Origin of the sequence: Paenibacillus harenae DSM 16969, from assembly GCF_000422465.1 — a bacterium.
GTDB classification, from domain to species: Bacteria; Bacillota; Bacilli; order Paenibacillales; family Paenibacillaceae; genus Pristimantibacillus; species Pristimantibacillus harenae.
Window position 1 is genome coordinate 88162 of sequence record NZ_KE383844.1, and the last position, 20043, is coordinate 108204.

Below are 20043 nucleotides of genomic sequence, written 5' to 3' on the forward strand. Positions count from 1 at the left end.
AACCGGCAATGCCTGTAAAATAAGCATTTTGCCGAATGCTAAGAATGCAGCACAAGATCAATTGTGTTGTATTCTTTGAGATAGGATTTCAAAAATTGAATAAATAAAAAATAACAGCACTTAGTTCCAATGCTGTTATTTCTTATTTCAATTTTTTATTTTTATCAATAGGTACAAACGTAGCATATCCATTACCCATATCTTGAATGATTATATTATCCTTCATATCAACCGCACCACTTTTAATAAGTCTTTCGTGTCGAGTTTTACTTGAAAAGGGGTTAGCTAGTTGATGTCTGGACTGTAATTTGTTTTTCATCACAATTTTAGCCATTCAACTCAGCCTCCTTATGAATTACATCGACATCAAAAGTATTATTTTTTAAGGTTTTCGTAATCGTATATTAACTTAGCTACTTTTTTAAAGGCTTCTTCTTGATTTTTATATCCGTCAGAATCCCATTTCGTTATTTTAGAGGTTTTAGTAGTGGACTTGCTATATTGTTTTCCAACGATGGTCCATTTACCCTTTTCCTCAGTAGCTATTATATATTTTATGGTCTTATCCTCATTAAGATCCCAAACAAATGTTCTGGTTTGATTATCTTGAGTGTATAACCAATCTAAATTTTTGTCAATTTTACTTAGATCATTTAACATTTCAAGAACAGTGTTGTATCTACCCACAGGATTTACAGACAAAGCCTTTTTTATAACATTCTGCAATGATTTAGGTATATGCGGAAGGAACTTATTTCTATTCGGAAAAGATCCATTTTCGATATCGGCTATTGTTGCAACTTTACGCTGGTTATTGAAATCCTCATTACCATTACACATCCTGTATAATGTTAAACCACAATGAAAGATATCAAAATAAACGTCAAACTTGTTGACACTAAATCTTTCTGGTGCCATGTGAGGAGGATATAATTGGTCAGGTGTAGCGAACCCATTTGCATCAGTATATTTTGCTAAACCAAAATCGGTTAACAATGCTGTATTGGAATCACTAATTAGTATATTAGTCGGCTTAATATCGAAATGAAGAAGTGCTTTGCTATGTACATAATGAAGACCACTTAAGAATTCTAATGAGTATGTAAGAATTTCTCTTACCGATAAAAATCTTTTGTTGATTAGTGAGTTAATTGAACCATTTTTATATAACGGCATTGAGAGATAGATATTATCATCATCTTCACAAGAATAATTAAGTTCAACAATATTAGGATGTTGGCTCGCATAAAGTATCTTTGATTCGGCAAAGTAATCAGAGATTCTAAGCCTGTCTAAATCTTTTTTCTTAATGTTTTTTACCACGATATCCGTTCCTAACTGAATATCCTCCGCGATAAATACATCAGAATTTCTACCTTCTGCACCAATGTTCCCTTTTTGTATAAATGTTAGTTTAGTTTCTACTCTCATTTAGCTTCCCCTTTAAGAATTGATGGCTGCATATGCAGTTAGAGTACTTTCCCTTGATTCAGTTTTCATTGTTTCCCAACCTTCAATTTCAAGGTCTTCTGATTTTCCTTTTTCATCAATCCACTTGGTTATATCAGTGACCCTCACTTCAAGGAGTTTAGCTAATGTCCCTTTTGTTCCAAGGAAGTATTTTTCAACCGATGAATTTGCAAACAACTCTTGGACAACACCTTCAATATAGATACGGTCAGTACTTATATTCATTGAGGAGCCTTCGAATATTCGGATTCCAGCTTTTTTAACCTTATATTCAGCGATAATTGAGATTAGGGTTGTACGAATATAAGTTAATCTTTTAGGAACGTCCATTGCTTTTGGAACAATTATCGTATCAACCGTTTTGATTTCTACTGTTCTATCATCTTGCTGCTCCAATATTGAGTAATATATAGTTTGGGGAGAAACCCTTATGCCTATTGCTATCACAAGTTAACCACCTTTATATGAATATCATGTTTATTATCTTAACATTATACTTTACAAATATATAGGAGATTCCGTGTAGTTTCTTATTTTCATTATTCATCTAAATGGAAGCCATAGAAGTTCTTATTTATTGAAACCGTACCATTTTTATTACGCATAGTAGAGTAAAGAGCTGGGGATCCTAGCCTCTCCCCATCAAACCGTACGTCAGTCTGTCTAACAACTGATTGCTGAGTACACTTCTGACGGATCTTCTCCCGGTCACGGATTGACTGAGCGGTATTTGCTCCTTGAGTTGGTCGCAGGGGTAACCCTCCTCCCCGACGAAATGTTTAGCTAAATTAAACAATAGAATCAAAATGTTAAGTACAAGTTTTAATGTGACCGAAAAAACAAAAAACGCATTGCTAGAAGCGCTTTTCAGCTACCAGTGCGCGTTTTCCATGAACTTAACAGATTGGTCATCTTGTAAATTTCGTTATCGTTTCAACCAACTAAAAACCGCCTAGTCAAAAGCGGTTAATACTTCAATAAAAGAAATTGCTTTTTTTTACCGCCCATGACTGATGTTCATGAAAAAATAAATTATCAACTTCATCCAAGTCCACCTTATATCATGGTTATCGTCCATTGATTCTTGTATTTTTAAAATTATCCCCTATTTTAAACTAGGTATTTCATTTAGGAAAACTGCTCCAAAATAGATACAAATATCAATATTAAGAGAACTTGTATTAAATTTACTGATATTGTTGGAGACCTCTACTACAACTTTATCCATAAATTAAAAATGCCGTCAATTACTCGGCAATTTATGCGATAATGTTCTAGTCAACACGACAATGTTGATACGACGATCCACACTTTAGGTTATGAAGCTCGAAGGTATATTTAAAGTCTAGGAGATCAACTGTTCACTTAAACATCAGGCTCTCGAGCGCTCTGCTTCTATATGTAAATCAATCACGGGCTGTAGTCAGGGTAAACAGCTTTTTACGCACGCACTTAGGATCATATCCTCCCCTTATCCTTCCGTACACGTAGGCTGACCCCTAGAGCCTTCCAAACATGAGATGCTGATTAACATATACAAGATGGTCACATCGTGGGTATTCCGTCACCCAAATAGCAAGTACATTGTAATTTAAGGAGGTGGCTAGTCTGAGCCGCTTGCACTCAATCTCCGGCTGTGAGAACATGGCTCGAAAAGCTGACGTGATCTTCGTCCATGGTCTTGGCGGAGATGCGTTCTATACGTGGACCCAGGGTAAAAGTCCCGAAAACTCCTGGCCCAACTGGGTCGGTCAGGAATTTCCCGAAGTCGGTGTCTGGTCCCTCGGTTACGCGGCGTCCCCGACAAAATTGACACGCATACGAGGATGGTTCTTCAAAAGCACACGTGACTCCGGACATTCGATGTCTCTACCAGATCGTTCACGACAGGTCCTGGACTTGCTAGTGCAGCATGGCCTTGGGAATCGGCCGATCATGTTCATTTGCCATAGTCTAGGCGGTCTCCTAGTTAAGCAGGTTCTTAGGATGTCGTCTGACGCTGCTGAAACATCTGCAGAGCGAGCCGTGTTCGAGAATACTCGGTCTGTCTTCTTCCTTGCTACGCCTCACCAGGGAGCTGAACTCGCCTCACTCCTTGGAAATTTTCGGGTTGCGTTCCCTACCTTGGCAATCAAAGATCTGAAAGCGCACGATGCGCATTTGCGAGATCTTTTCGAATGGTATCGTGATCATTCGCAGGTAGGAATCCAAACACGCACTTACTATGAGTCGCGTCGTGTCAATGGTGCGCTTCTCATTGTCAATCCTACCTCCGCACATCCAGGAGTGGGTACCAGACCCGTCCCACTTGATGAAGATCACATCTCCATCGCCAAGCCGATAGATCGCAACGCACAGGTGTATGTTGCTGCAAGTGCCCTGCTTCGGGACCACTTGCTAAATCCAACGTATGTTTGGAGTTACAGCAAGGACGTCGAGGTGCTCTCCAGACAGACTATGGTGACTGAAGCGGATCTGAGAGCGTTATCCAGGCTTCGAGTAGGTGTGTCAGAGATTAAGATTACTCGGCGATGCGTTCAAGAACTAAGACGTCAGGTCGAGGATCAATCCCTGGTCGTCGTTGGTGAGCCTGGCGCCGGCAAGTCGGGAGCGTTGCATGATTTAGTCACTACCCTTCTACAAGAAGGAAGAGATACTGTATTCCTAGCAGTTGATCGCATTGATGCTGAAACGCAGCCCCAACTCAGAGAACAACTCGGGCTGGAACACGACTTTGAAGAGGTCCTCGAAGACTGGAATGGCGACCAACCTGCATTTCTGGTGATTGACGCCTTAGATGCGGCCCGATCCAATCGGACAGCGCAGATGCTCTCGCAACTCTTGGCGCGGATTGTCCGAACCAAGGGACGGTGGCGGGTAGTTGCGTCGATTCGAAAGTTTGACCTGCGGCACAGTCGAGACCTACGCAATCTGTTTTACGGGCGACCGCCCCTTGATGATTACAGAGATCCCGAATTGTCGGGAGTCTGCCACGTACAGATTCCTGGTTTCTCAGAGGATGAACTGTCAGAGGTTGCAGTAAGGTCCGCTGAACTGCGAACCCTGGTTGATGCTGCAGATGGTACGCTGAAGCAACTTCTGCGGGTACCGTTTAACCTGCGTCTCATGGGTGAACTACTTGGCGATGGTGTCTCAGTTGCGGAACTTACCCCGATCAGAACTCAACTTGAGCTCCTTGACCGATATTGGGAGGAACGAGTAATTCAACCGCGCGATGGTCAGCGTGACGCACGGGAAGATGTGCTTCAGCGGGCTACATCCCAAATGGTAGAGAATCGAGCGTTGCGCGTTGCGCGCGCTCTAGTTGTAACCCCGGCGACAAGCCGTGCGCTCGATCAGATTCTCAGCGAGCATGTGCTGATTGAATGGCAACCCTCGCCCACTTCACGTCCCGATGACTCGAATTTGACGTTCGCACATCATGTGTTGTTTGACTATGCGGTAGAGCGGCTGTTACTCCGAAGCGAAGTTGATTTGACACAGAGATTAGCTTCTGATCCCGAACTGGTCTTAGTCATTCGCCCTAGCTTGAACATGCACTTCCAACACATCTGGTCCATTGACAACTCCCGCTCGCCTTTTTGGAATCTGGTTATGCGAGTCATGGAGGATACTGGTATTCCCGAAGTCGGCAAGCTGATTGGCCCTGTCATTGCTGCTGAATCCAGTGCGAATCTTTCTGATCTTCTGCCGGTGCTCCAAGGCATCGAGGACCCTGCACTAACTACCCGTGCTGAGGCAGCACTACGGCACGTAATCAGTGGGCTATTGGCGATGACACCAGCGGACATGGATCGTCGGATAGCTGGCCAGGCAGCCGGCCCCTGGGCCAAACTTGTTGAGCATTTGAGCCAACAAATCTCCCTTAACGGGGCCTACATCGTTCGCATGCTACTTACACAGATGTGTGAGCGATCAATGGCTTTAACTGATGAGCAGCAGATAGATGCCGGAATTGCTGCAAGGAATCTCCTAATGTTTTCCTGGTCACAGAACCCAACGGATGAATGGCTAGTCAAAACCGCCATTACCTGCGTGTGTCAGACTTATCGAAGCAATCGGGATGAGTCGAGCATATTGTTGAGGCTTGTACTCCGAAAAGAGCATCTACAAAAACACGGTTATCAGGATATGCCCTGGCTTGCTAGGGAATCCCGGAATATTATGAACGACGACCCTGCCTTCGTTCGAGACCTATACATCGCTGCGTTTGGATATGTCGAAAGAAGCGAGGATGTGACTTCAATCGGCGGAAGTAGAATTCTCCCTTTGAGTTCAAACCGCCGGCAAGACTACAATAGCGGCTTGTACCAACTCGGAGAGGACTTCGGGCATTTCGTTGAACGGGCCCCTGTTGAAGCTGTCGAAGCGCTAATCTCTGTTGTTGAGCACCATGTTCTTACTAAACATACTCATCACAATGAAAACGTCATTGAAGAGGTTTTTCTAGTTAATGGGGTAGAAGCGGCGATCCGCGTGGACTATAGCTCGATTTGGGATGCTGGTCGCCATCATCGCCACGATAAAACTCTCAAAATGATGGACACCTTCCAAGCCTATTTTACTGGCCTTGGCACGGATCCGAGCCAAACCGAATTACGCCAGGAACTCACCAACTTATTGTTCATTCGCAATCGGATGGCTACCTTGTGGCGGCGTGTGCTCATTTGCGGAGTTGCGGCCCCTGCCCTTCTAGGTCTAGAGATACGATCACTGTGCTGGTCCCTACCAGTCTTAAAGGGCTACGATACCAGCACCGTAGCGGGGGATTTACTTCGGGCTGTATACAGTTACTTGTCCTCCGAAGACCGAGAAAAGATCGAGCGTACCATCCTTTCAATTCCCTCGACCTTTGATCCTGATCACATAGAACGAGGCGAGAGGATGCGTGATCGCTTACTGGGGTGCCTCCCAACACAGCATATCTACACTACAGAGGCCGGCCAACGCATTTCAGAATTGGCTGCAGCCGGAGGCCCCCCAGAAAATAAGCCTCCCTTTCAAATGGGTGCAATTGAATCAAGTGAGTACAGTGAAAGAGACTATTTGGCTGATGAGGGAGTTCCAATTGATAACGCTGCAAACCATAGAATCCAGGAGCTCGAGCGACCCGTTACTTTGTTCGCCAGGGAGACCCAAAACGCTCACCCATCCCTAGAAGTAGTTAGAGATGTGCTGCCTTCTCTACGTAAGCTTCGGGATGCCCTCTCGATCGCGGAAGCTGATGGTGTCCACCCTAAACAAAAGGATTACGCGTTGGGAAACCTGGCGGAGGCGTGCGCCCACGCTGCAAGATGTGCTGACCTCACTTGCGATGAGGAACCCGGCGCGTTTCTGCTATCTGTCTTGCGAGAGGCAGCGCAGCATCCCGAGCCTAGGAGTACCCCTGAGTATGACGCTCAATTTGACGAATCTCCATGCTGGTCCCCAGCCGCACGCATTAATGCTGCGGAAGGTCTGATAGAACTTGCTCGCTTCCCGTCAGGTGCAACTCCTGAGTTGCTGGCGATTCTGGAGAGTTTCGTCAGTGATCCCGTGCCATCAGTACGATATCAAGTGGCGGTTCGGCTACTACGACTCAACCATACTGCCAACCCCGTCATGTGGAGGCTGATTGATCGCATAGTGACGGAGGAACCGAATCGCGGGGTGCTTCATGGTCTTGTACATGATGTCCTTGCTCCGTTGGCAGGAAAATATCCCGATAAGGTTACTGAAACTGTGCGGCATATCTACAACCGGACAACCCCGGGCATGCCCCTCCGGGAGGCATGTGTGGAGATCTTCAGGGGATTGTTTCTATGGCAGGACCATGCGGGTGCTGGGGAGATGATTCAAACTATCATCACGAATCCTTTGATTCACTCTGCCGAATGCGACCACTTCGTAGCCGGCTTACGTGACACGTTGACGATCGGATTGATGGAGCCCACCAATGCCGACCACGTGTCTGTTCGGATGAGATCGTGGACGGTTCTGCTACAGGTGTTACAGGTAGCCAAGGAACAGTGGCGGCCCCTCGTGGCACTGGCACAAGAACAAGGCGGGTGGTCGAAGGAGCTACAGCAACAAGCCCATGGCCTAGGCCAAATCGTTGATTCCGCATGCATCGAAGTCTACTTTTCCTCTGGTGCCTTCGATAACAAGCGGGCTTCGGAGGATTCAGATGTGACTTCGCTCAGTCCGGATAGTCTAAGACTCTTCTTTGCAGAAGCCAGCAAGGTGCTTGAAGTACTGGCGGGTTTCTCATTTGCTAGCGTCACCCACCATCTACTGGAAACACTTGAGTACCTGGTGCCAGTGGACCCGGTTGGAGTGTTCCTCCGTATTGGGTGCACCGTATGTGCCGGCCAAGAAGGCGGCTATCAGTTTGAATCCATGGCTGCTAAATTGGTTGTCAAGCTCGTGGAGCGTTACCTAGCGGAGTATCGAGGAATCTTCCGTGATAACCCAGATTGTCGGCGTACCCTTCTGGATCTGCTTGACGTGTTTGTACAGGCTGGTTGGCCTAGCGCGCATAGGTTGACCTACCGAATGGATGAGATTTTCCGATAAAACTAATGTTTGCACCAGTAAATTCCTGCTTTTAACAAACCATGCGTCGGTATGAAAAAGAGAGGTGCCACGTACTTAGCAGGACGACTCTCGGTCTGTTAAACAAAACATGATGAAATAATTTCAGCCGAGGGAACACTCGCAACTCGGGCCTTCTCGGGATGAGTCCAGTTGCAGCATCCCTCGATTAACGCCCCACGACCAAAAAGTCGGTATCGCCCGTCTGCTTATTAATGACAGCTATGATTGTAGACAGCCAGGACTTCTAGACCACTTTTCTGCCATGGGGTGATGGTACACATATGCTGCCTCTCAGAATAGTGCCAGTTCCTTAACCGGTTTGCGCGTTCCAAAAACGCTAACAGATTCAGGCCAAATGACGCAAGTCCAGCCGCTTTTTCAATGGTCGCTGTGAAAGTAGGGTTGTTTTCAGTCGGCAAAAAACAGCAAAAATATAGCTCCGGTAGCCATTTTTTCGACTGCCGGAGCACATTCTTTCAATTTAACACTTTGTGCATTTTGTTAAAGTTCGTAATCGTTTCAATCCTTTTAGTTGGTGTAGGGGGGGAACTCCCTCCCGCGCTTCCCTCGACTTAGCTCGGCTAACAAAAAAATTCTATCGGCCAAGCTGCTACGTTTCGAGGCTTCAAACCTTCTATAGTAGTGAGCGGCACATTTTCACCGCTCGCTCGAATCGAACAGCCCGGCCATCGACAACATGATCGACAAAAATTCTTTCGGCCAAGCTGCTACGTTTCGAGGCTTCAAACCTTCTATAGTAGTGAGCGGCACATTTTCACCGCTCGCTCGAATCGAACAGCCCGGCCATCGACAACATGATCGACAAAAATTCTTTCGGCCAAGCAGCTACGTTTCGAGGCTTCAAACCTTCTATAGTAGTGAGCGGAACAATTTCCCCGCTCGCTCGAATCGAGCAGCTCGGCCAACGACAACACGATCGACAAAAATTCTTTCGGCCAGGCTGCTACGCTTCGGGGCTTTAAGCCTTCTATAGTAGTGAGCGGAACTTTTTCGCCACTCGTTCGTATCGAATAGCTCGGCCGTTGACAACATGTTCCAAATTTTCGGCCAGGCTGCTACACTTTGGGGAGTAAGATCCTCAATAGTAAGTGAGACCACAAATGGAGGTACAGCAAAATGTATGAATCCAACAACTAGCACAAGGGGCGGGGAGAAAAATGGCATACCAGCAACACAAGAAGCACAAGACGCACAAGAAGCAGCACAAGGACCGATTCACCGATATCCGGGATTTTTTAATCGGTGTAGGCCCACCTGTACCAAACAATCGCATCCTAGAATTTAGGGACGCCGTTCAGTTGTTAGTCTTCGACAATCTGAAAGGGCGTTATCCAAAAGCGGTAACCGATGATATGGTGCAAGATGCCATGGCTAGAATCGTAGGAGCCGCCAAAAAAGGTAAAATTAAAAAGGACCTTCTCGGCTATTCTTACTACAAGGTTCTTGATGCCATCAAGGCATATTTCAAAACCCATGTGCGAGCGAAAGAACAGCTTTCGGCTGAAGAATATCAGTTCAATCCCGTAGCCGACTTCGCCACAAGCGCATCAATCAGTGCAGAACGCCGAGAAAACATAATGTCTGTACGGGCTGCAATCAACAAGCTAAGTGAGCGTGAACGAGTCGTCATCTATCGTCACTATTACTTAGAAGAAACGCTTGAAGCCATTGGACAAGACCTCGGCTACAAAAAGGGCAGTGTCCGTTCCGTTCACAAGCGGGCGCTCGAGCGCCTGCAAAAAATACTCGAATCCGAATGGAAGCTCAGCGGAGATACATACCGCGACCATACCATTGCGGCTCCAACAAAATCCGAGCGAGTAACTACACCGTGGCTGAGCTTGAACAACAAAGACAGCATTTCAACAACAACTTGGATGAGCGAGAACTATGCAGACAGCACTCTTATTTCCATCGAGCAAGGCATCTAGAACATCACAAAACAAAAATCCTTTGTGGGGCTTAGAAATAAGCCTCCACAAAAGGGACTACGGTCTGAGGAGAGCCAATATGACTAAAAAAACTTCTAAACTTATAACAATTAAAAAAATGCAAAACTTTATTAGGGAAAATCGCAATGAGTTATTTCAAAAGGAAATTGAAGATACAAACTTTTTAATCTTCTTCCACTCTTTAAATGACATGCCCATAGAAGATCTAGAAAGGAGGATTAGGAAATCACCAGATGAATTAAGGGAAGATGAAGAGGATATAACTCTCACTGATCTCTTGGATAGAAACTTAGAAAACATGAAAGTCGATCAAGAAATTAAAAAAGTTATTGAATCTAAGCTTTATATTTGGGATGTAAGTCCAAATAAAGCAGCGCATGTTTTTCATCAAATTGGATTGGAATTAGAACATGCTGTAGAGAAAATACAAAATCATTGTATTTCAGAGAGATATTCTGCACTTCCAGCAATAGAACGATCGACCGGAAGAATTAATTCTAGAGAACATTCTATCGATGTATACCAATTTAATAAGGAAATTAATAAACGTGATCTTTTTTTACAAGAACTCAGAAAAGAATTTGAAAAACTAAAATAACCTCCCCCCCAATTAGGTTATGCCATTTGCTATGTTGTTGTTGTCTATATAAACATAATTAGAGATTAAAAATTCATTGTACGTGGAGATAAAACATAGTTTCAAACTTGGACGAATTGATTATTGAGTTGATAGCTTTTCACACTAAAGTAAAAGGATTTACTACTCTTTTTTTATCATTCATTTTAAAAACTTTTAAAAACTGATGTACTTACTTTTAAAACATTTGTCCTACTCTACTCACTTGAAGATAATAACTAATGTTTAACTATCATTCATACCATTATGCCAAGATGTGTAAGGAAAAACCTATTCATGCGCTAATGAAACAACCGAGCTGCGCGTGCTAACCGAGTTATTTTCCCTATGATCCAAAAGATCATAATTAACCATGAAAACAATCGTAAGCACCGGTATAAGAATGGATAGGTTTTATATGGTAACTAATAGGTAACTTTCAGGTTACTAAAATTACCTATCCAAACTTATAACTGAGAGTGCGTCCAATCCTTTTTAAGGAGGTGAGAACTCTCATCCACTAATTAACTTATCTATCGCCCTGTCGTTTATGCCCACAAAAAAAGGCCGTCGCATCTCGCAAATGCAACGACCTTGCTTGACTCCTGTAAGGAGCCGGTGGAACGTATGTAATGCTAGTATAGCATGTGCCTCCGGTTAAAAAAAACACTAACTTTTGGAGGTAATTATATAATGACTAATCATATCACTACCCTTACTGTTGCTACTCCCATCGACATGTCGTGGAGCCATGTGAACTGCACCGTTCTCTCCAGCTCCAAATACGGCCTTCCATACGACCGTGTAAAGGTCTTGCATGAAATCGGGCTAGCCTCTCCTCTCGCCCAAGACGAAAGTTTCTACGCGCCGCCTGTAGGCCGTCCAATCGACGTTCGGACCGTCTTCCCTGACGGCAACATCGTGAGCTTCGTCGGCCAACGTTACGCCGATCTCCAGGACGAGCTTGCCAAGTACGGACAGGCTGTAGCTGCCGGTAATGTTGATGAACTGAACCGCCTACACCAGCTGTTCCTATCAACGGCCTCCCTCGCCCCTGTTCTCTTCAAACAAGGTACACAAGTGCTGACGTTTGAATACGAGCTGGCGCTGCATCCGGTCGCTGAAGGCACTACTGACTTCGAGCTAACGCTACTTGCGCCAATGCCGAGCTTCCGTCCTGTTGGCCAAGCCCAGATCACGGTCCTCATTAACCTACCTAGCTCGAACAATGTAGCATTCAATGCGACTGTACTGGAGAAGAACGGCTACGTATTCGATCCAGCGACAGGTCAGGTGAGCGGTGAAGTACCACTTCAGGTTGAAGGCGACTACGGTTTGCGTAAAGTGCTCGTATGGAACTGGCAGCAAGATCCGTACTTCCGTGTCCTGTACCGTTACAACTAATACTTAATACAGTACCTCCTAGTCCCCGATCCCCCGCCCTTCGGGGGCTAGTTTTCATATAGAATGACACCACAATCATTTGATTAATACATCCATGGATAATTCTAGAGCAAAATGATTCTACTCCAAGATGACTATCGCAAATATTGGAATTAGAAATGAAAGATCATAATCAATGAATAAGGAGGAAACATTGATGCAAAAGAATTCTTGGCCACGCGATCGATACACTGGCCCTGGCGGTGGTTTATATACTGGTCCTGGTGGTGGAATGTATACAGGTCCTGGCGGCGGTGCCTATACAGGTCCTGGTGGCGGTTTATATACGGGGCCTGGCGGTGGAATGTATACAGGGCCTGGTGGCGGCCTCTACACAGGTCCTGGCGGCGGTCTATACACGGGGCCTGGTGGTGGAATGTATACGGGGCCTGGTGGCGGTCTCTACACAGGCCCTGGCGGCGGTCTTTATACTGGTCCTGGTGGCGGAAAATACACCGGTCCGTGCGAAAACCCCTACCGTAGCGATTTACCCCCTCTCAACGCACTTTTAGATTATCTAACTCGAACAAACAATCGTCATTTACTCCGGCAGATAGAACGACATTTGGCGTAACTGTCCTATTACCGGAATAGTAGATCCAAACCAAAAGGGACGCGGCATATAGCCACGTCCCTTGGTTTATTGATATACAAGAAAAATAAAGTGTTAGACTGGAGTGCTTAATATAGCTTAATATTACGGGCTTTGTGGAATGTATTATCGTCAGCCCTCAAAAATTAAGTATTAGACTCGCTCTAAAAATTGAAACAGCGGCAGCCGCGATAATAGCAGCTGAAGTGTTGTATGCGGGAACTACCCTTATGGCAGCGCCTGCGTAGCCCGTAAAAATGTTCATTAACGGTTTGTATCATAGCCACGCGGGTTGAGAACATTTCCCCGAATGATACAAAACTGACTTATGTATCATTCATAAATTAATCGGACGTGAATGTTATTATCCTGATAGAATAGAAGGAAAATCCTCGAAAAAATGTATTGTTGAAGAAACAAGTTATCTTTTAAAAAAAAAGAAGAGGCAAATGGATTACTCCTCTGCCCCTCCTGTTTCTCAATCTCCCCCGATGTAGCCTAACTGTCGCCGCTCTCTCCGCATGCACCGTATTAGGAATCATAACTCACAAAAATTTCGCCCTACTTATGATACGGTTCAGCGTATCATAAGTAGGGCGAAACATTTCACAAAATTTTCAAGGCAGATACAGAAAAGATACCTTCCATGGTGTCTTTTTCTGACGTAAAATTTTAATCTTCATATTTCTCGATTTGCTGTTGCTGAGTTATCTTTGGGTCATTAAGAAATTGGATCAATTCACTTAAGACAATTAAATCCATTTCCTTTTGTCCAGAGGTTAAGTTCGTCATAATGTGTGTTAACCCATGGTATTGCCTCAAGGATAAGTTATTTTCATCTAATAGAGAAGTGATTTTATAATTTCCGACGTAACTTTCTCCTGTTTCCCAAACGACTACTAATCCAATATCGTTTGAATTTTTCGAACCATCTTGTATATTTTCAATTAAACCATCAAGTGAGAATTTATATTCTAATATTTTTGGTTTACTTATGAACGGATAAGTATTTATTGATTCAACATTTTCTTGCAACACTCCAAGTGGATTAGTCTTTTCATTATACATATGATTTTCAACGGGTTGTTCGATTACAATTTTATATAAACCATCATAAGTTAATCTTTCGTTTGTTGACATTATCCTAATACCCCTAATTACACCGCCAGCTACCATTTGATTAAACAATGCAATTACATCTTGTTCTCTTGTTGGTATTGAAGTTATTGATATTTTTCTTAACGGCAAAAAGAAGTGATCACTTATTAACTGTAATGGATACTCTTTTTCATAATTGGCCATTTCTTCTTTCCAGTCTTCTATCTCTTTTTCCCTCATTAAATCCGGTGGCGTCCCAGTATTAGTTTTCAAGCAATACTTCAACTTTTGTAATGGTCCATCAATTAATCTTTTTGAAATTTCTTTTGTAAATTCGACAATCTCACTTTGGAACCCTTTTCTCCCCAAATCTGCACTACAGTTATCAAAATGAAAAACCATATGTACTTGGTTTTGTCTTCCGATGTTTTTGTTTAAGGGTATTTGGATTAACTCCCCTTGAGGCATATTATTTGCAGCTATTTGTATTCCACCATACAATATTTTGGAATTACTCCTAACATTTAACGACTCATTAAAGCTATTCCAGACTTTTAAAGAGTAAGTATACCCAAAATATACTATTGGTGTATATGAACTACAAATTTCTAATTCATCCTCGTCTTTAATTTTAAGCAAATCAATAAGTTCTTTCGAATTCCACTTTTCATAAAAGATGTCTAAATCCTTTAATGTCGAAGGCAATTTGTTGGGGTCCTTATCTTTGTCGAAAAGCTCCTGCCTTTTTTGCGTAATCTTCTTATATGATGCTACCTTCCTAACAATCTTATGTGGCCATAGATATTCGATGCCCTTTTGTTTGATAACATCCATCTTTCCACTCTTATTGATTACGTGGATTCTCATCCCCTAACCATTTTCGAGCATCCACCATTTTTCCTACAGCTGTAAAATCCTCTGCTTTTGAACAAACTTGCATAAAATTGAATCCGTATGCTAAATATGTAGCCCCAACACCCTTGTGTCCTCGAGTTTTACCAGATTTAAAAGAAAAATCAGGTGCTAAAAACGATTTGAATTTCTGTTCATCAAGACCTACACCATTATCTGTAACAATTAAGAAATTATCTTTAATATTAACAGTTATCCAGATTGAGGGTGCATAACTGTTCTTTTCTTGTAAAGCTCTTTCTTCAATTGAGTCTAATGAATTTTGTATTAGTTCAGCAAAAGGGTCATACCATCCAACATATGAATTCAATATGTTGCTTATTTCTCTCTTCAAGGATCTAGTCGCAACATCAGAGGTAGCTGCTTGTTTGGCATGCAAAGGATCAAATGATTCAAACTTATTCAAAGTTTATTCCCCCATTATCAAAACTTCAAATTGCCAATTACTGAATTAGGTTTAGAAGATTATTTTGAAACAATTTCCAAATTAAATGATATCATCTTACTTCCGAATTGTCTCGCTTTCCTGACAACAACATCTCTTCAGTTATTAATCATTGTAACCCTTCTGATAATAACTTAATACAAATCCCATAATAACTGGAACCCTAATGGGTCCATTTATTTATGGACAAGGGTTCGTTGAGGCAAGCCGTTATTTGCGAAAAACACAATTCGCAACCACGCGATTACTCCTGTGTTTGGGGAGCGGAGCTCAATAGCTTTTAATGTTATAATCTATCTAGGAGTCTGTCCGACGAAATTCACTAATTTCCAATCCGTCGGACAGACTCCTAGCCTTTTTCTTGATCGCATTTGTAACGCTCGGATGGCTTGAATTAATTGCTGCTTTTAGCATCTCCATTTCCCATTTGTTTGCGAAAATGATGCTAGTGTAGTTTATTCTCGTGCCCTGTGCACCAATCGAAGTCGCTTTTGGATTCAAAACCAGCAACTTTTGAGCAAGCTGCTTTTTGTTCGATACAGAAGGTTGCTCAAAGTATTGACAGTAATCCTCGTAATATTCTACAAAGTTTGATAAACCCACCGAGGCTCTAGCTCGATCAAAACTTACCATGTTCCATCATCCTTCAACTCTTTTACACTAACATTATCACAAAAATATGAAGTCGGATTATGAATCTTATTGACTTAAGATGGTGTTTGACTATTGCATTAATGAATGGTATTTTGCACCTTGAGATGGTCGCAGGGGTAACACTCCTCTCACCCGAAATGTTTAGCAAATGATACAATAGAATCAAAATGTTAAGTACAAGTTTTTGATGGAACTGAAACTAAACAAAAACGTATTGCTAGAAGCCGTTTTTCAGCTTAGTAGTCTAACAACTTCGGATAAATTAATTATACACTAAATGCTAATTGGTATCGTGGTGATCCCATGACAAAAAATTAATCCATACCGCCCTAAATTTATGGGCGGTCTTGCTAAAAATAAAATCAAGATTAATCTTTATGTATCTTAACGTTTGTTCCAGATAAAAAACCGACTATCAAAAGTCAGCAACAATCATTTTCTCGTATATTCGAAATAAATAAAAAGTACTTACTGGAAGCCATCTTTACGGCTACTCGTAAGAAAAATAACACTTTGTGCATTTTGTTAATTTCATTCCTCAAATGTTATATGAAATATTGCCTAGTTTTGTATACGATTTAATAGTTTTTCAAAAAATATAAACTTTATTACAGTTTTGACACCCCCTTTATAGTAACTTGAATAATAGTTTTCACTAACTGATTTTTAGAGTAGTCTTTGATTGACTCATCTTGTTCACCCCCCCAACATCCCCACAAACCCAACATCCGCCGGAGCAAACGTATACTCCCCAAGCTCCTCCCGACTAACCCACCGATACTCATCATGATCCACCAACTCGATCTTCCCGCTCACGAACCTCGCCCTATAAGCAATCAGACGAATCGTCACAGTCCCATAATCATGCTCATTCACGCCAAAATACGCATAAGGATCGATCTTAATGCCCATCTCCTCTAGCAGCTCTCTCCGTAGACACTCCTCCGGCGATTCGCCGGGCTCAAGCTTCCCACCCGGAAACTCCCACATGCCTGCTTGAGATTTCCCAGGGGCACGTCGCGCAATCAGGATACACCCTGTCCCGTCCTCAATTATGGCAGCAGCCACTTCAATCATTGCCATTCATCTCCTAGACAATCACTTTATTAGCCGCCGGCACGAGCGCTGGAGGTATGTCCTCCTTCAAGCGCCATACGATGCTCATCGGCTTGCTTCCTTCGTGCCTGACATACTCGGCCTCACCTAAGAACACAAACGGAGAAGTGTAGTTGTTCTCCTCTTTATATTCCCGCACAAACAGCGCGATCCGGTTTCCCGTCTTTTTGTGGTTAATATATCGTTGAGCCGTGCTTGTTTGCTCTGATATCCGACTCTGCGTCTGCCAGTGGAATAGGCGCTCATTCATTGCATAGTCTTCATAAAGCGTCGAAGGGGAGAAATCCTTATCCGATTTGTTCAGCGTAATAAAGAAAATATCCGTCCTCTTGTCTTCAAAATACTTCACGCCTTCCCGGAAGCTCGGCGCTTTCTCCTCATTCCAGTAGCCGAATGCAGCTAGCACCTGGTCGGTTGAATATTTGCAATGCAGATCCAGTGGGCAAGCATAAGGAAGCTCGTTTCTTTTATCCACGAAATCGATATGCCTGCTGTTATACCTCAGGATGTCCAAAATCTCGTCCATAAAAGCCTTGCAAGTGACAACCGACCGGATGCCATGCTCAATATCTTCAAAGCCCTGATTCACAGGAGCAGAGCGATAGAAGGTGTAATAGAACAGGTTCAGCATTAGACGTTCTTCTTCTGACTCCGCCTTCGAATCCTCTTCCAAGTAGGCGATCATAAATTTCAGCAGCCTACGCGAATTCAGGCTTAGCAAGGCTGGAATCCGTTTGGTCAGCTCTTCTTCTTTTTCAAATGCAAAGTCATCAAGGAGTCCCGCTTCCACCATCAGTCTGCGAAATGTCCGATTACCAGTACGCCCGCCATAAAACTCGGACAAGGTCATGCCGTGGTACTGAACGAAGTTCGCCAGCGTCAGCTTCAAGCCAGTATCCTCTTCAAAATATTTCATCTTCATCGTTAACCGCTTACGATTCGTCGTTGCCTGCTTCAGATTACTGAGAATATAGTCCTTCGTCTGTTTCTCAAGCTGGATGAAGCTGCCCCGCGGCAGACTGGAGAAGCCATGCTCTAGATAATGCTGAACCGAATGCTTGGTTTTGCCCAGCAGGGCACGGAACTTGTCTTGGAAGTTATAGTCCTTATGAGCCTGTCCGATAAAATCAAGGACGGTTAAGCATTCCTTCCCATCAGCCAAACGCAAACCTCGACCGAGCTGCTGCAGGAAGACGGTTAAGCTGTCCGTAGGCCGAAGGAACAGAATCGTATTAACCTCCGGAATATCAACGCCTTCATTATAGAGATCAACGACAAAAATCATTTTGATCTCGCCGCTCACCAGCTTACCCTTCACGAACTGACGATCCTCGTCGCTTGAACCGCCATGCAAAGCAATGGCAGGTATGCCGGCATCTTCAAACACCTTGGCCATGTATAGCGCATGGTCAACGCTGACACAGAAGCCGAGTCCTTTGACATCGTCCAGGTCGGTCACGTATTTTTTCAAGCTGTTCAAGATCTGGGTTGCGCGAAATTTATTATGCGTGTACAGATTCTCCAGCTCTTGAAGATCGTAGCCGCGTCTTGACCATTTCACTTGCGATAGGTCTACGCTATCCGTCACGCCAAAATACTGAAAAGGCGCAAGCAACTTACGATCGATGGCATCCGTCAACCGAATTTCTGCAGCAATCGTATCGTCAAAGTATCGCAAAATATCTTTGCCATCCATCCGCTCCGGCGTAGCCGTCAGGCCAAGCAAAATCTGAGGCTGATAGTGCACAAGCAGCTTCTGATAGGACGGAGCCGCCGCATGGTGAAACTCGTCCACAACCATATAATCGTAGAAATCCGACGTTGTAAGCTCAGCGAGCTTAAGAGAGTTAAAGCTTTGAATACTAATAAAAAGATGATCGATCGATTCCGCTTGATTGCTCCCGACATGCAGCTCGCCGAAGTTCAAATCCTTCATGATAAAGCGAAACGTGTCCATACTTTGCTTCAGGATTTCCTCTCGATGCGCAACGAACAACAGCCGTGCTCTGGGATTACGCTGAGCGAATCGTCTGTAGTCAAAGGCGGAGATAACCGTTTTGCCGACGCCAGTCGCCGCGACGAGGAGATTTTTCATCCTGCCATACAAGGTCCTCTGTGCTTCCAGCTTCTCGAGAATATCCTTCTGATAATCATAAGGCGTAATGTCAAAATGAAACGTCAATTCGTTCTGTCCCTGCTCCTTCTTCCTCCCGAGCGCTTGTTTAAGCAGCTGTTCATGCTCCTCGTCGGAGGCGTGGAAGGCTTTGAATTCGCGGTCATTCCAGTAGCTCTCGAAGGTGGCTTCGATCTTCTTCAGCACGTCATAGGAATCCTTCTCGGTTACCTTCAAATTCCACTCCAAGCCGCTCGTAAGCGCGGGATTGGACAGATTCGATGAGCCTACATAGGCAGTTGTAAAGCCGGTATCCCTTTTGAACATGTAAGCCTTGGCATGAAGTCGAGTACGCTCCGTATCGTAGGAGATTTTAACCTCCGTGTTAGGAAGCTGGCTTAGCTCTATAATCGCTTTGTAATCGGTCGCTTCCATATAGGTTGTCGTGATGACACGTAGATGACCGCCATTTGAAGTGAACTGCTCGAGCTGTTCCATTAGAACGCGAAGCCCGCTCCACTTTATGAAAGAAACGAGCAAATCGATCTGATCAGACGTTACAATCTCATGTTTTAACTCGCTCATCATATTCGGCTCCGAATGCGCCCCCGTGAATAGCGAACTTTGCGATAGCGGGGTTGTAGGACGAAGCACCTTCTCCGCTCTGACACCTCGAATATGGTTTAGCTTCAAATAGACGTAGGTTAACACCTCGCCCTGTTCATCCAGTTGCAGCTCCTCGTATTCCGATTGACCGAGGCTGTCCTTTAGAACGGCAATAATTTCATTGCATGTTCGAACCTGCGCGAATATCGCTTCGTCATCATTGCTGTTTTGCTCCCGTACCGCCTTCAGCGCTCTGCGAGTGACCATGGCCAAATAGTTTGAAAGCAGCTTCCTCGCTTCCTCGGCATCCAGCGATTCCTTCCCGATTTCATATAGAGCAGGGTCGAGCGCAGCGAGCTGTTTCATCGTCACGTTGTTGATAATTTGTTCGTAGAGACCTTGTTTCAT

The 20043-nt window shown here is 43.9% G+C and carries 12 protein-coding genes; 4 read left to right on the plus strand and 8 right to left on the minus strand.

Translation table 11 applies throughout. From position 1 onward, the window contains the following. Positions 1–142: 142 nt before the first annotated feature. From H581_RS0124380 to H581_RS0124390, 3 genes are read right to left on the minus strand one after another with little or no spacing between them, the layout of a single operon-like run. The gene (locus H581_RS0124380; RefSeq protein WP_051251339.1) at positions 143–334 is read right to left on the minus strand and encodes a hypothetical protein; all 192 of its coding nucleotides are present in this window, start codon (positions 332–334) and stop codon (positions 143–145) included. A gap of 41 nt (positions 335–375) precedes the next feature. After that, a complete protein-coding gene (locus H581_RS0124385; protein WP_028612284.1) occupies positions 376–1431 on the minus strand; it encodes a serine/threonine-protein kinase in 1056 nt (351 codons plus the stop codon). Between the two features lie 12 nt (positions 1432–1443). Then, positions 1444–1917, minus strand: a complete 474-nt coding sequence (locus H581_RS0124390) for a hypothetical protein (RefSeq protein ID WP_028612285.1) — start codon at positions 1915–1917, stop codon at positions 1444–1446. 1539 nt (positions 1918–3456) lie between these two features. On the opposite strand from H581_RS0124390, the gene H581_RS35280 reads away from it, so the two are divergent. The 4 genes from H581_RS35280 to H581_RS0124410 all read left to right on the plus strand — a co-directional run bounded on the left by H581_RS35280 (position 3457) and on the right by H581_RS0124410 (position 12060). Continuing rightward, complete coding sequence (locus H581_RS35280; RefSeq protein WP_156889687.1) at positions 3457–8046, plus strand: NACHT domain-containing protein; 4590 nt, start codon at positions 3457–3459, stop codon at positions 8044–8046. Positions 8047–9245: 1199 nt separating this feature from the next. Beyond that, positions 9246–10019: a sigma-70 family RNA polymerase sigma factor gene (locus H581_RS0124400; protein ID WP_028612286.1), complete on the plus strand. Its 774-nt coding sequence runs from the start codon at positions 9246–9248 to the stop codon at positions 10017–10019. 79 nt (positions 10020–10098) lie between these two features. Further along, entirely contained in the window at positions 10099–10638 is a 540-nt protein-coding gene (locus H581_RS0124405; protein ID WP_028612287.1) for a hypothetical protein, read from the plus strand. Between the two features lie 711 nt (positions 10639–11349). Then, positions 11350–12060, plus strand: coding sequence for a hypothetical protein (locus tag H581_RS0124410; protein ID WP_028612288.1), 711 nt, complete (start codon positions 11350–11352; stop codon positions 12058–12060). A 1303-nt stretch (positions 12061–13363) separates the two neighbouring features. Here H581_RS0124410 and H581_RS0124420 read toward each other — a convergent pair. The 5 genes from H581_RS0124420 to H581_RS0124440 all read right to left on the minus strand — a co-directional run bounded on the left by H581_RS0124420 (position 13364) and on the right by H581_RS0124440 (position 20043). Next, entirely contained in the window at positions 13364–14623 is a 1260-nt protein-coding gene (locus tag H581_RS0124420; RefSeq protein WP_028612290.1) for a hypothetical protein, read from the minus strand. A gap of 10 nt (positions 14624–14633) precedes the next feature. Continuing rightward, entirely contained in the window at positions 14634–15107 is a 474-nt protein-coding gene (locus H581_RS0124425; RefSeq protein ID WP_028612291.1) for an ATP-binding protein, read from the minus strand. Positions 15108–15443: 336 nt separating this feature from the next. Then, complete coding sequence (locus H581_RS0124430; protein ID WP_028612292.1) at positions 15444–15779, minus strand: hypothetical protein; 336 nt, start codon at positions 15777–15779, stop codon at positions 15444–15446. Positions 15780–16496: 717 nt separating this feature from the next. Further along, positions 16497–16877: a (deoxy)nucleoside triphosphate pyrophosphohydrolase gene (locus H581_RS0124435; protein ID WP_028612293.1), complete on the minus strand. Its 381-nt coding sequence runs from the start codon at positions 16875–16877 to the stop codon at positions 16497–16499. 13 nt (positions 16878–16890) lie between these two features. Next, positions 16891–20043 carry a DEAD/DEAH box helicase gene (locus tag H581_RS0124440; protein ID WP_028612294.1) on the minus strand — a complete coding sequence of 1051 codons (3153 nt, stop codon included), beginning with the start codon at positions 20041–20043 and terminating at the stop codon, positions 16891–16893.